The sequence below is a fragment of the Hydrogenophaga sp. BPS33 genome (assembly GCF_009859475.1).
GTDB lineage: Bacteria > Pseudomonadota > Gammaproteobacteria > Burkholderiales > Burkholderiaceae_C > Hydrogenophaga.
Genome location: NZ_CP044549.1, coordinates 3,424,436 through 3,437,484, shown reverse-complemented (window position 1 = coordinate 3,437,484; position 13,049 = coordinate 3,424,436). Strand labels below are relative to the sequence as shown.

Annotated in this window: 11 protein-coding genes; 5 read left to right on the top strand and 6 right to left on the bottom strand. The window is 64.6% G+C overall.

Annotated features, from left to right (window positions below; translation table 11 throughout):
- The first annotated feature begins 16 nt into the window (after positions 1–16).
- Genes F9K07_RS15905 through F9K07_RS15890 form a run of 4 tightly spaced genes read left to right on the top strand, consistent with a single transcriptional unit; the run spans position 17 to position 4,398 of the window.
- Positions 17–991: a Bug family tripartite tricarboxylate transporter substrate binding protein gene (locus F9K07_RS15905; RefSeq protein ID WP_159594360.1), complete on the top strand. Its 975-nt coding sequence runs from the start codon at positions 17–19 to the stop codon at positions 989–991.
- A gap of 8 nt (positions 992–999) precedes the next feature.
- Complete coding sequence (locus F9K07_RS15900) at positions 1,000–1,782, top strand: enoyl-CoA hydratase/isomerase family protein (protein ID WP_236581284.1); 783 nt, start codon at positions 1,000–1,002, stop codon at positions 1,780–1,782.
- Positions 1,766–3,427, top strand: a complete 1,662-nt coding sequence (locus F9K07_RS15895) for an AMP-binding protein (protein WP_236581283.1) — start codon at positions 1,766–1,768, stop codon at positions 3,425–3,427. Before F9K07_RS15900 ends, F9K07_RS15895 begins: the two co-directional genes overlap by 17 nt.
- Positions 3,424–4,398: a hydroxymethylglutaryl-CoA lyase gene (locus tag F9K07_RS15890; protein ID WP_159594359.1), complete on the top strand. Its 975-nt coding sequence runs from the start codon at positions 3,424–3,426 to the stop codon at positions 4,396–4,398. Before F9K07_RS15895 ends, F9K07_RS15890 begins: the two co-directional genes overlap by 4 nt.
- 141 nt (positions 4,399–4,539) lie before the next feature.
- Here the strand turns inward: F9K07_RS15890 and F9K07_RS15885 are convergent, their stop codons facing one another.
- Positions 4,540–5,172 carry a MarR family winged helix-turn-helix transcriptional regulator gene (locus tag F9K07_RS15885; protein ID WP_159594358.1) on the bottom strand — a complete coding sequence of 211 codons (633 nt, stop codon included), beginning with the start codon at positions 5,170–5,172 and terminating at the stop codon, positions 4,540–4,542.
- A 225-nt stretch (positions 5,173–5,397) separates the two neighbouring features.
- Here F9K07_RS15885 and F9K07_RS15880 point away from each other — a divergent pair, with 225 nt between their 5' ends.
- Entirely contained in the window at positions 5,398–5,718 is a 321-nt protein-coding gene (locus F9K07_RS15880) for a hypothetical protein (RefSeq protein WP_159594357.1), read from the top strand.
- Positions 5,719–6,099: 381 nt separating this feature from the next.
- On the opposite strand, the gene F9K07_RS15875 is transcribed toward F9K07_RS15880, so the two are convergent.
- The 5 genes from F9K07_RS15875 to F9K07_RS15855 form a co-directional block, all read right to left on the bottom strand.
- On the bottom strand, positions 6,100–6,540 hold the full coding sequence (locus F9K07_RS15875) for a DUF7684 family protein (protein ID WP_159594356.1): 441 nt from the start codon (positions 6,538–6,540) through the stop codon (positions 6,100–6,102).
- A gap of 47 nt (positions 6,541–6,587) precedes the next feature.
- On the bottom strand, positions 6,588–7,004 hold the full coding sequence (locus F9K07_RS15870) for a hypothetical protein (RefSeq protein WP_159594355.1): 417 nt from the start codon (positions 7,002–7,004) through the stop codon (positions 6,588–6,590).
- A gap of 10 nt (positions 7,005–7,014) precedes the next feature.
- On the bottom strand, positions 7,015–10,596 hold the full coding sequence (locus tag F9K07_RS15865; RefSeq protein ID WP_159594354.1) for an RHS repeat domain-containing protein: 3,582 nt from the start codon (positions 10,594–10,596) through the stop codon (positions 7,015–7,017).
- A 123-nt stretch (positions 10,597–10,719) separates the two neighbouring features.
- On the bottom strand, positions 10,720–11,724 hold the full coding sequence (locus F9K07_RS15860; protein ID WP_159594353.1) for a tripartite tricarboxylate transporter substrate binding protein: 1,005 nt from the start codon (positions 11,722–11,724) through the stop codon (positions 10,720–10,722).
- On the bottom strand, positions 11,717–12,853 hold the full coding sequence (locus F9K07_RS15855) for a mandelate racemase/muconate lactonizing enzyme family protein (protein WP_159594352.1): 1,137 nt from the start codon (positions 12,851–12,853) through the stop codon (positions 11,717–11,719). The genes F9K07_RS15860 and F9K07_RS15855 overlap by 8 nt, the downstream gene beginning before the upstream one ends.
- Positions 12,854–13,049: the final 196 nt, after the last annotated feature.

Below are 13,049 nucleotides of genomic sequence, written 5' to 3'. Positions count from 1 at the left end.
AAACCTGGAGACAAGCATGAAGCTGATTCGCCGCACCCTGATCGCCGCCGTTCTGGCAGCCTTGCCCCTGGCACATGCCGTGGCGCAGGACCATTACCCCTCGCGCCCGATCGTGCTGGTCAACCCCTACGCCGTGGGCGGCCCGGCCGACTTGCTGGGCCGCGCACTGGCCAAGGACCTGGGCGATGCGCTCGGCCAGCCCGTGGTCGTTGAAAACAAGGCCGGTGGCGGCGCCAGCATCGGCGCGGCCTTTGTGGCCAAGGCCGCGCCCGATGGCTACACGCTGCTGCTCGGTACCGCCGCCGCACACACAGTGACGCCGACCGCCACCAAGGTGCCCTACGACGGCATCGCCGACTTCGAGTTCGTCGGCATGGTGGCCAACGTGCCCAACCTGCTCACCGTGCACCCTTCGGTGCCGGCCAAGAGCCTGAAGGAACTCATCGCCTTGGCCAAGGCGCAGCCGGGCAAGCTGAGCTACGCCTCGGCCGGCATGGGCAGCTCGCCGCACATCGGCGGGGAAATGTTCAAGCACGCAGCCGGCGTGAGCCTCATGCACGTGCCCTACCGGGGCGCGGCGCCCGCTGCCACCGACATGGTGGCCGGCTCGGTGCAGGTGGGCCTTTTGAACATCTCCGGCGTGCTGCCCTTCGTCAAGACCGATCGCCTGCGTGCGCTGGCCTACGGCGGAAGCAAGCGCTCGGCCGATCTGCCCGATGTGCCGACCTTCGCCGAAGCCGGCCTCCCCGGCATGGAGACCGGCAGCTGGTACAGCCTGGCTGTGCCGGCCAAGACGCCAGCGGCCATCGTGGACAAGCTGGCGCAGGCGCTGCAGAAGGTGCAGGGCCAACCCGAATTCAAGAAGCTCCTGGCGGCCCAGAATGCGGAGGTGATGCCGCAGATGAAGGCCCAGGCCACCGACTACATCCGCGCCGATGGCAAGCGACTGGCCGAGCTGGTCAAGGCCACCGGCATGAAACTGCAAGACTGAACGACACGATGAAGACCCTGCCCGAACTCACGATGCTGCAGCTGGAGCTGCAAGGCCCGGTGGCCACCGTCTGGCTGAACCGGCCTGAAAGCCGCAACGCACTCAATCTGGCCATGTGCCGCGAGATCACCGCCGTGTGCGAAGCGCTGGACGCCGACGACGCCGTGCGCGTGGTGGTGGTGCGCGCACGCGGCGCCGTGTTCTGCGCCGGCGCGGACCTCAAGGAGCGCCAGGGCTTCAGCACCGCCGATCTGGTGGCGCGCCGCGTCGAAGGCTTCACCGCCTACGGCGCGCTCGAAGCCCTGTCCAAGCCGGTGATCGCGGCCGTGCAAGGGCCGGCCTTCGGCTCGGGCGGCGAGATCGCGGCCGCCTGCGACTTCGTGCTGGCCACGACCCAGGCCGCTTTCAAATACCCCGAAGTGGGCTGGGGCACGGTGGGCGCGACGCAGCGCCTGCCGCGCATCGTGGGCCGGCGCATGGCCAAGGAACTGCTGTTCACCGGCCGCGTGGTGGACGCACAGGAAGCCCTGGCGCTGGGCCTGGTCAACCACGTGATCGCGCCCGAGGCATTCGATGCGCGCATCGCCGAGATGGCGGCGCAGATCGCCGCGGCCAACCCATTGACGGTGCGTCTGACCAAAAAAAGCATCGACGACGGCCTGGGCACCAGCCGCGAAGGCGCGATGGCGATCGAACTGCTGGCGATCCAGGAGAACCTGCGCGGCAGCGATTGGCAGAAGGCGATCGCGGGCTTCGGCGCGAAGGAGGGCAGCGATGCGCCTGCTCGATGAACACCGGGTGCCGCTGCCGCTGACACTCTCTCAGGTGTTGGCGGCCACGGTGCAGGCGCGTGGCGCCGAGGAAGCCTACGTGGGCCCGGACGAGCGCGTGACCTGGCAGGAACTCCAGGCGCAAAGCCGCCAGATCGCAGCGGCCTTGCACGCAGCCGGCATCCGCCAGGGCGATCACGTCGGCCTGATGCTGGGCAATGGCGCGCAGTGGATCGCGGCCTTCTTCGCCTGCGCGTCCCTGGGCGCGGTGACGGTACCGGTCAACACCCGCTTCAAGGCCGAAGAGCTGGCGTTCTGCCTGCAACAGGCGGACGTGAAACTGCTGATCTATGTCGACCGCTTCCTCGGCATCGATTTCACGGCCTTGCTGCGCGAGGTCGAGCCGGCCATCGATGCGCAGTTGCCAGGCAAGGCCTTGCCGCTGCTGGCGCAGGCCGTGGTGGTGGGGGCGGGCGAAACGCCACGCGGCGTGCGCAGCTTCGATGCGTTTGTGGCGGATGGCACCAGCGTGAGCGAGGGTGAGCTCGCGCAGATCGCCCAGGGCGTGTCGCCCCACGACACGCTGCTGATCCAGTACACCTCGGGCACCACCTCCTTCCCCAAGGGCGTGATGCTCAGCCACGCCAACATGCTGGGCGACGCGGCCTCGGTCGCGCGCCGCATGAACGTGCGCGCCGAAGACCGTTACTTCAGCATCCGCCCCTTCTTCCACGTGGCGGGCAGCACGCTCTCGGTGCTGGTGAGCCTCACCACCGGCTGCTGCCTGCTGAGCCTGCCGAAGTTCGACGTAAAGCAGGCGCTGGACGTGCTCGAAGCCGAGCGCTGCACGCTGACCTCGGGCAACGACACCATCTTTCTCATGCTCATGGGCCACCCGGATTTCGACGCCCAGCGTTTGCACCTCCGAGGCGGTTGGGCGGCGGCCGGGCCCGAGGTGATGCAGAAAATCCGCGACGTCATGCGCGTGCCCCACATCTGCAATGCCTACGGCCAGTCCGAAGCCTCGCCCAACGTGCTGCTGAGCGACCACGACGACGCGTTCGAGCTGCGCCGCGACGGCTTCATGCACCCGCATCCCGGCGTCGAAGTGCGCCTGGTGGATGCCGAGAGCGGGGCCGTGGTGGCGCCCGGCGCAGGCGCGGGCGAGATCCAGGTGCGCGGCTGGAACGTGATGCGCGGCTACTACCAGATGGCCGAGGCCACGGCCAAGGCTTTCACGGCCGACGGCTGGCTGCGCACGGGTGACCTGGGCGAACAGCGCGCCGATGGCCGCATGCGCATGGTGGGCCGCCTGAAGGACATGTTCCGCGTCGGCGGCGAGAACGTCGCCCCGGCCGAGGTGGAGGAAGTGCTGCACGCGCACCCCGCCGTGCAGCAGGCGCAGGTCATCGGCGTGCCCGATGCGCGCCTGGGCGAGGTGACCGGCGCTTTCGTGCTGCTCAAGGCCGGCCACGAGGCCAGTGGCGACGAACTGGTGGCCTGGTGCAAGGCGCGCTGCGCCAACTTCAAGGTGCCGCGCTACATCGCGCTGGTCGAGAGCTTCGAGCACATCGGCATGACGGGCAGCAGCAAGGTGCAGAAGAACAAGCTGCGCGAGCACGCGATCCGGCACTGGAACATCCAAAGCGACACGGTGGCGGCATGACGGACGCGCAGACTTTCTCCCTCGAAGACGACGGCCGCGACGTGGCGCTCTGCGAGTGCTTCGCGCGCGACGGCCTGCAGCACGAACCGGACTTCATGCCCACCGCCACCAAGGTGGCGCTGGTGCAGCGCTTTGCCGAACTCGGCTTTGCCCGCGTGGAAGCCACCTCGTACAGCAACCCCAAGGTGATTCCCCAGTTCGGCGATGCCAGCGCCATGCTGCAGGCCTTGCCGCGCCGCGAAGGTGCGTTCTACAAGGCCACCTGCGCCAACGTGCGCGCGGTCGAGCGCGCCCTGGCCGATGCCGACGCCGGCTTCGGCGCCAACGAAATCAGCCTGCTCGTGTCGGCCACCGACACGCACTCGCTGAAGAACCTGGCACGCACGCGCGAGGACCAATGGGCCAACATCCGCGAGATGGCGGCGCGGGCGAATGGGCGTTTCCGCCTGATCGGCACAGTGTCCATGGCCTTCGGTTGTCCGTTCGAAGGGGCGGTGAACCCCGACAGCGTGCTCGCCGACGTGGGCCGCCTGCGCGATGCGGGCGTGCGGCACGTGGCGCTGGGCGACACCACCGGCACCGCCACGCCGGTAACCACCAAGGCCTTGTTCACCCGCATGCGGGCCGAATTTCCCGACGTCATCCCGATCGCCCACTTCCACGACACGCGCGGCACCGGCCTCGTCAACTACGTGGCGGCGCTGGAGGCGGGCGTGCGCCATTTCGACTGCGCCTTCGGGGGCGTGGGCGGGCACCCGACCAAGGTGAAATACGGCGGTGGCCACACCGGCAATGTGTGCACTGAAGACCTGGTCGACCTGTTCGAGAACATGGGCGTGAAGACCGGCATCGACATGGACGGCCTGCTCGCCACCGTGGAGGCCTGCGAGCAGGCACTGGGCCGCGAACTGCATGGCCGCGTGGCGCGAAGCGGGCTCAACCCGCTGCGAAGGCCCTCGGGGCACGACTAGACCACGCCAAGTGTCCGGAGCGCGAGGCGCGATCCAGAGGCATCGAGGGACGGCTGCGCCGGCCCAAGATGCCGTCCCCCCTCGAAGCGCCGAAGGCGCGCCACGGAGGGGGGAAGCCGCGAAGCGGCGCAGGGGGTGTCTCTATGACTTGCCTGCCAGCTCGTTCAGGCGCGAGAGCAGGTAGCGCATCTCCACCAGATCGACCGAGCCTTCGGCGCCGTCCTTGGGCGAGCTCGCGGAGCGCGCTTTCTTGCGCGATGCCGGGCTGGCATCCGCGTCGCTGCCATCGTCCACGCCGTTGCGCTCGTTCTCCAGCGCACGCCGGGCGCTCACGGTGAGCAGGCCCAGGATCTCGATCAGCTGCAGCCGCTGCTCGTCTTTCAACGGGCTCAGCAGGCGCTCGTTGCGGGCCACGGCATCTTCGAACGCGGTTTCGTACAAGGCCTTGCCTTTGGGCGTGAGGCTGAGTATGACGCCACGGCCATCCGAATCGCTGCGCTCGCTGGCCACCAGACCGCGCTCGATCAAGCCCGAGACCGTGCGGCTGGCGTAGCTCTTTTCCAGGCCGGCGCGGCGCGCCAGCTCTTTCAGCGACAACGGGGCGAAGCCACCAAGCTGACCCAGCGACCGCCACTCGAGCAGGCTCAGGCCGTACTTGCGTTCCACGCGCAAGGTCGTCGTGGCCGAGGAGAGATTGGCCAGGGCGTGAATCCGGGTGGAAATCAGATCGCTCATCACCCGGGGTGCGGGCACCGTGCGCTTGGAACTGCTCATGGGTGCTTCACCCGCGGGAAATCAGACATCGGCTCATTCTAAGGAGTTGGATCTGATTTATTTTCAGGCTGGCGCAATGCCTGGAGTCGGTCGGCGTGAGGTCGACGCCAGCCCTGCGTGGAGTGCCTGCTGCCTGCCGCCGCACACAGCACCGCGTGCAGCCGGTCGCCGGTTTCGCCCTTGAGGTGACAGCGCTCCATGCGGTGGTCTGCCTTGAGATGCCGAATGATCGGCAAACTCGCGAACTCGCGAACTCGCGAACTCGCATTACGGCACTTTCGTCTCGCCGATGCACTCTTGGTAAAAAACATCATTACAAACCAATGCAAACTCTCCCCCATACGATGGAGAGCACTGGATGATCTTCAATTCGGAGCTGGAAAGCTTTTCGAGCATATTGGAGCGGTGCATTTTTTGGACATCAGATTCATCGTGAACAAGAGTTTCTGCCATCCTTGCGATGGATTCCTCCCTATCATCTATCCATATGTCAAGAATCAAGTTTTGCTGCCTCATTCCGTTGCAGAAAAAATAGACGACACCTGAAAACGACAACTTGCTTAATTAACCAGCCGGATTGCGAACATAAATGGCCAATGCTTTGGCATCAAAATCAATCCGATCTATGAGCGAATCATGCACTTCAGGAACGATCATGGATCCGGAGCTGGAAAAGACACATTTCTTCACAGCACCTCACCATCGTCTTTCAAAATTTCTGGGTCGAACCAATTGAGACTGCTCAGGTGACGGCTTACGACCCCAGAAATCCCCAGAAATGCCTACGCTGCACAGAATGAGCTCGCCTTCCAAATCGGATAGCTTCTTGCAAAGAATGGACTCCCGGCCACTCGATGCCGGAATAGTCCAAATTGCATTGCCATCTATTTCAAATGGAGAGATCACTTGAATTTATCCTAAAAATAATCAGTCATTAAATTTGGCATTCAATTTCTGAACTTCTTTTTTTACTGCGCGAGATAGCTCATTAAATGCCGCCTTGTCGTCAAATCCAAAAAAATACTGCACACAATCCTCTTCCGGTGCCGTCGCATTTACGAAGAACCATGCAATTTCATCGATTGGCTCATCTGAGTGAGCTGCGGTAAGAATTCCTTTGGAGCCCAACTCGAGATCACTGATAACCTCATCGATCTTGTCGTGAAGTACTTCGGCAACAAGCCCATAGGTCATGAAATAGCGACAGTCATAAGCAAGCAAATCTGCAACCAGTCTTTTGAATGATGCTTCATCGTTGAAGTCATCCGCAGCGATCAAGCAGGTCGTTGGGAGCGCCTTCAAATTACACCCAATAATCTTGTTCAGCGTCTGTTCAAACAACCTTCTTTGTTGAAATTTCGATCGCATATCTCTCTCCCTTTATCAGTAAATTCCCGCTTCGTATTAGATCTTGCCTAGACAACGACATCCATCAAGGTCTCGGGGTCGACAACGCGACATCCTTGCAACTCGACCATTCGCACCAATTTCACAAAACTTTCTTGCGAGCAATCTTCTGGAAAATGAATCCATGCTAGACATCTGCCAAAGCAGTACTCGAGATATAAACCAGCTGAGACTACTGAGGAAATATTCTGAACAAGAGAGTTTTCTTTGCAAAAAATCACAAACTCTTCTAGAGTCAACTCTCCATCCTCTATCATTGATTTTAAATTCAATGAATCAGTCTCGTCTGGAATGAAGTTCAATCCAAGAACTACATGCTCCGGCACACCTAGCGCCCAAAGTCGCACCGCAAGCGCTTTGCCAAAATCAGCAGGCAGCAGCTCCCTCCTTTTAGACCAGATTTCAAATTCGCGAACTCGTCTCACAGAACTCTCCTCATTTTGTATGACGAACCTTCACATCCTGTCGTCCTGGGGGACGATTGACGTGAACCGTCGTAAGACCGGTCGTTGTTGAAGTATGAATACCAGCGACACTTTTGTCTGGCAAAGTTTTCTGATCATTCGGGCCCATTTCTCCTGGCAATGAGTTAAAACTCTCTTGTGCATCACCTTTGTCGCTGACGAAGTGACCTCTGACCATGCGTTGTCTCTTATCTAGTTCTGGACGTAACCCACGTGTCAGATTATTCACTGCATCATCAGAAATTTTTTGTGGATTTGTTTCATCGCTCGCTACCTGGTTGGTTGTCAAAGCCCCCCATGAAATTGACGTTGCGATGTCATGAATCAGCCCCCATGCTGGACTTGCCAAGCGGAGACTATCCACCATGCTGGGCGGCGTCGGCAACTGCACCGGCGCAGGTGGTGCCACCGTCGGCGGCACGCCCATCGCGTCTGCTTGTGAAGGCGTTTTGGGTGGCGTCTTGGGAATGCCTGGCACCGGCACGGTTCGCAAGGAAAGTTGTGCGACCGTCGTTCCCACCACGCCTGTTGCAGCAAGGGTGTCCTTGTCTCCAGGCTTCGGCCCCACACCTATCGAATCTCCACCCGCATCCCCACTCCCCCCACTCGGACCGTTTCCGTCTCCAGACGGAGTGCCGTTTGACGAGTTGCTCTCGCCACCATCGGAGCCCGGCGAGGTATGCGCAAACCCATTGCGGTCCACCAGATTCAGCGGGTTGTTGATGGTGTACGCGTACCGGTTGTAAGCCTGCGGGTTGGTGAACTCGGGCACCGTGGGGTCGGGGCTCAAGAAGCGGCCCACGTCCGGGTCGTACACCCGCGCGTTCATGTGGATGAAGTCGAGCTCGTCCAGGTGCTCGTGGCCGGTGAAACCGCGGTTGGTGCTGCTCGCGTCGATGCTGCCGGTCTGGTCGAAGCTGCCGTCGATGTGGCGGCGCTTGCCAAACGGGTCGTAGGCCATGCGCTCGATCACGTCCATGTTGGCGCTGGTGCTGGCCACGATGGAGCCCAGGTGGTCTTTGTGCCAGTAGCGCTGCTCGGCGTCGGTGAGCGTGGTGGCCACAGGGCTGGCCTGCAGGGCCGAGGCATTGGTGATGAGCAGGAAGGCACCCTTTTCCGCGCTGATGTAGTGGCGGTTTTCAGCCTGGCCGGTACCCGGGCCGGCCTGGGTCACCTCGCGCTCGAAGTACAGCGCACCTTCGTTGTCCGGGTGCAGCACGTGCACGGTCTTCTGGCTGGCGACGCCTTCGGTGGCCTTGCGCTTGACTTCGCGGATGCGCTGGTGCTCCGGGCCGTAGAGGAAGTCGACTTGCACCTCGCCCTGGCTGAGCGAGAAGCTCAAGGGGTTGTCGAAGCTGGTCCAGGTGTGGCTGCGCTGTGGGCCGTTGGTGCCCGCGACGCTGAGCACGTTGCCGTTGGGGTCGTAGGTGTAGGTGGGGTTGGCCAGTTTGCCGGCCTGCCCGTCGATGCGCAGCAAGGCGTGCGGGCGCGCGCCCGGGCCGCGGGCATAGGTGTAGGTGCCGACCTCGGAGTTGGAGCTGATGTTGCCCAGCGCGTCGTACCCGTAGGCGATGTTGCGCAGCAGTTGCGCACGGGCGGTGTTGTTGAGCAGGCTGCGCGTGAGACGGTTGAGTTCGTCGTAGGTGAAGATTTCTTCGGTGCCGTGCCGGTGGTCGCTGCGCTTGCTCAGGTGGCCCAGGGGGTTGTAGTCGTAGGCCTGGTCGATGAGCGTCGTGGGCGCGCCGCTGGGGCCTGCACGCGAGGCTTGCAGCAGGCCGGTCTGGCTGTCGTAGGTGTTGAGAGTCTGCGCGCCGTTGCCGTACCAGACCTGGGTGAACTGGCCGCGCGCGTCGTTGCCCTGGCGTTTCCAGATCGACTGGCCGCTGGGCGCCAGGCGCAGCTCGGTGAGCGCGCCGGTGGGGCCGTCGTACAGGTGGTCCACGGCCAGACCGGTGGGCCAGGTCTGGCGCGCCACGCGGCTGTCGGCGTCGTAGTGGAGTTGGCTTACGTAGGCCGTGCCTGCATCGAGCGTGGTGCGCTCCTGCACGAGGCGGCCCCATGCATCGAACTGGCGCAGCCGGCGGTATTGGTTGTCGGCCGTGGCTTCGCACAGTTGGCCTTTGCTCGTTGTGCTTGTTGCACTGGTGGCGCACGAAGCGCCCGAAGCGGTGGTGTCGTAGTGCCAGTGGCTCACCAGGTCGGGCTCGGTGCGCTGCACCATGCGGCCCAGGGTGTCGTAGTGCAAGGTGGCGGTCTGGCCTTTGGGACTGGTCTGCGCGCGCAACTGGCCCAGCGGGTCGTGCTGGTAGGTCCAGGTGCCCATGCCGGGGTCGACCATGCGCGCCTTGTGCCCGCCCTGGTCGTAGTGGATCTGGGTGGTGTGGCCCAGGGCGTCGCGGATCAGGTGCACACCGGCCCAGGCGCTGAAGTGGTAGCGCTGTTGTTGGGCCAGCGCGTCGATCACGCGCAGGATGCGGCCGTGTTCGTCGAACTCGCGGGTTTGCTGCTGGCCGCGTGCGTTGACGGAGATCACCTTGCGCGGGCCGTAGCGGTGTGCGGTCTGTTGCAGGCCGCCGGGCGCGTAGGGGCTGGGCTTGCTCTGCAGCGTGGTTCGGCCCAGCGCGTCGTAGGTGAAGCGGGTGTAGACCGGGGTGTCGCCGTCGAAGAAGGGGTCGCTCTTGCGCTGCACGCGGCCGGCCACGTCGTATTCGGTGCGCACGGTGGCCCAGCGCCGGTTGGTGCCGGGCGCAGCACCGTCGCCCGCGGCGAAGCTCAGGGTTTGCTGTTGCACTTCGCGCCCCTGGGGGTCGAAGTAGGTGGCGCGCACGGCGCCGTTGATGGGGCCGCCCTCGCCACGCGTGGGCACTTCGAGCACGCGCAGCACGGCGCGGGGCGCGCAGGGGGCCACGCCGCTGGGCACGGGCACGCTGCCCGAGCTGGTGCCCTGGGCGTTGCAGTAGTCGTAGCGCCAGTTCGTCACCCGGCCGTCGGGCCAGACGCTGCGGGTGCGCCGCCCCAGGCTGTCTTGGGTGTGGGTGGTGGACAGGCCGTTGGGGTCGGTCTCGCGGGTGGGGCTGCCCCAGGCGTTGTCGTATTCGAGTTGTTGACCGTGGCCGGCCGGGTTGGTGCGGCTGCTGGGGTAGATGCCAGCAGTGCTTTGGGCGGTGGCGGCGTAGGCGGTCTGGTGCACGCGGGTGTCGAAGGCGGCGGTGCCGGAGGCGGTGCCGCTGGCGCAGTTGCGCTCGCGCGTGGCGGTGACGTTGCCGTGGGCGTCGTGCGTGAACTCGCGCCGCACGCAGTGTGGCGCCACGTCGGGCTGCGTGGTCTCGGCCGTGACCACGCCTGTGAGCGGGTCGCGTTCGTAGACCACCACCCGGGTGCTGCTCAGTTGGCTGGCGGGTTCGACCACCTGGGCTTGCAGCAGCGAGGGGCCGAGCGCCAGCAGGAAGGAACACCCAGCCGTCGCGAGATGCGCGAGGCCGCAACGGCCCCAAGTGATGGCCTGCCGCGCGGCACCGCGCTGGGCCCCAGGCACAAAAACGCCTTGTCTCATCGAGACCTCCTCCCTGTCTAGGTTCTTTCCGCTTACCCCGTGTTGGGCAAGGCGGCGAAATCTAGCACCTATTCAGCAATGGAGGGCCTGGCCGCATGGCCGGTTGACCAGTCAGGGCTTTGCTTATTCGGCCTTGATGTTGGCCTTGCGCACCACGTCCTTCCACACCACGATCTCGCGCTCCAGATGGGCCTTGAATTCGGCCGGGCTGGAGACCTGCATGTCCACGCCTTCGGACTTCATCTTCTGCACCAGGTCGGGCGCCTGGCAGGCCGCCGAGAGCTCCTGGTGCAGCTTGGCCACGATGGGCGCGGGTGTGCCGGCGGGTGCGGCGAAGCCCCACCAGCCCGCCACGTCGTAGTTCGGGTAGCCCGACTCCGCGATGGTGGGAATGTCCGCGAACGCGGCGGCCCGGCGCGCGCTGGTGATGGCCAGGGCGCGCACCTTGCCCGAGCGGATCGCCGCAGCCGCGCCGGAATAGGTGCTGAAAGTGGCATGCACCTGACCGGCCATCACATCGTTGAGCGCTGGCGTCGTGCCCTTGTACGGCACGTGCAGCATCTGCACGCCGGCCTGCATGTTCAGCAGCTCGCCCATCAGGTGGGCGTTGCCGCCGTTGCCCGAGGACGCGAAGGAGTAGTGACCGGGCTTCTGCTTCGCCGCGGCCACGAACTCTGCCACCGTCTTGAAGGGCAGCTCGCTGTTGACGATCAGCAGGAACGGGGCACGGGCCACGAGCGCGATGAAGCTGAAGTCGTTGATGGAGTCGTAAGGCAGTTTGGGCAGCAGGGCCGCGTTGATGGCGTGCGCGGCCGGGATCTGCAGCAGCGTATAGCCATCGGCCGGCGACTTGGCCACGAACTGGGTGCCGATGAGCGTGTTGCCACCGGGCCGGTTGTCGACGATGACGGATTGGCCGATCGTGCGCGACATCTTGTCGCCGATGGCGCGGGCGAGCACGTCGTTGATCGCCCCCGGGGTGTAGGGCACCACGACGCGGATGGGCCGCTCGGGGAAGCCCTCCTTGGCCCAGACGCTTCCCATGGGAACGGTGGACGCGATGGCAGCCGCGCCCATGTGGCGCAAGGCGAGGCGCCGGTCGGGGCGGGGCAGGGTGGTTTCAGGCATGGTGTGGTCTCCTTTCGTTGAGGTTTTCGTGTGTGCGGCTCCAGCGCACGCCGCTGCCCGGGCCGGCCAGCACCGGCACCAGGCCATCGCGCGCGTCGAAGCCACTGAAGGGGTCGTCGAGCAGGTGTTCCGATTCCGCGATCTCCGCGCCGCCGTCGACCGACTTCAGAACGGCGGCCAGGTGCGCCGCCTGGGCGGAGGCGATGCGGGGCGCGAAGATGGCGCCCAGGCGGCAGCGCACGCCGGCGGCTTCGCAGATCTGCGCGGCCTTGAGCGTGTTGCGCAGGCCACCCAGGTAGGGCACCTTGAGGTTGTAGGAATGCGCCGCGTCCATCTTGATCAGGCGGACCAGTCCGGCGAGCGAGCCGATCGATTCGTCGGCCTCGATGCGCATGAGGCCGGCGTCGGTGACGCGCTTGAGCCCGTCGACGTCCGCGGCGGGCACGGGCTGCTCCATCAGCGTGACGTTCTCGTGCGCCAGGGCGCGGCAGACCTCGATGGCATTGGCCGCGTCGTAGGCCTGGTTGGCGTCGACCGTGAGCAGCATGCCGTTGCCGACCACGGCGCGGACTGCGCGCACGCGGGCGATGTCGGCATCGGCTTGGCCGTTGAGCTTGAGCTTGAGGCCGCGGTAGCCCTGGGCCTGCAGGCGGTGCGCCTGCTCGGCCATGGCCTCGGGCGGTTTGATGGGGATCAGCCGTGTGGCGGGGATGGAGCGTCTCACCGCGCCACCCAGGAGCGCATGCAGCGGCAGGTTCAAGCTGCGCGCCGAGAGCTCCAGGGCGGCGCTGCTAAAGCCCGCCTGCACGCTGGGCCGGTCCGGGCAGACTTCCCCGAGCACCGCGCAGAGCGCTTCCTGGTCCAGCGCACCGAGGCCGCGCACCGCAGACGCGGCGGCCTCGACGGCGAGGCGCATGCCGTGTGCATCGGGCTGGGCGATGGGTGTCGTCAACACGTGGCCCCAGCCTTCGTGCCCAGACGCGCTGCGCAGCGTGACGATCCAACCCTGGATCTGCGGGATGCCACCGCGCGCGAATTGCCAGGTGGGATCTTCCTGCCGCTGGATGCAAGGGGTGACCGTGACCTCGTCGATCGCCCAACGGGTGGGCTCGCTGCTGCCTGTGCTCAAGGGACGCTCCAGATCCTCGTTTCGAAGAACCGGATTAAACCATATTGGTTTCCGCAAGAAACAAAATAGATGATGAAATTAACCAGTTAAAACCCTTGGGCGGTGGCGGGGTGGTGCCGGTCCCGTGCGAAAAAGTTCTAGAAAATTCGGGGGCCGGCTCGTTGATGTGATTGATTTCCGGTCATAACGTTTATGA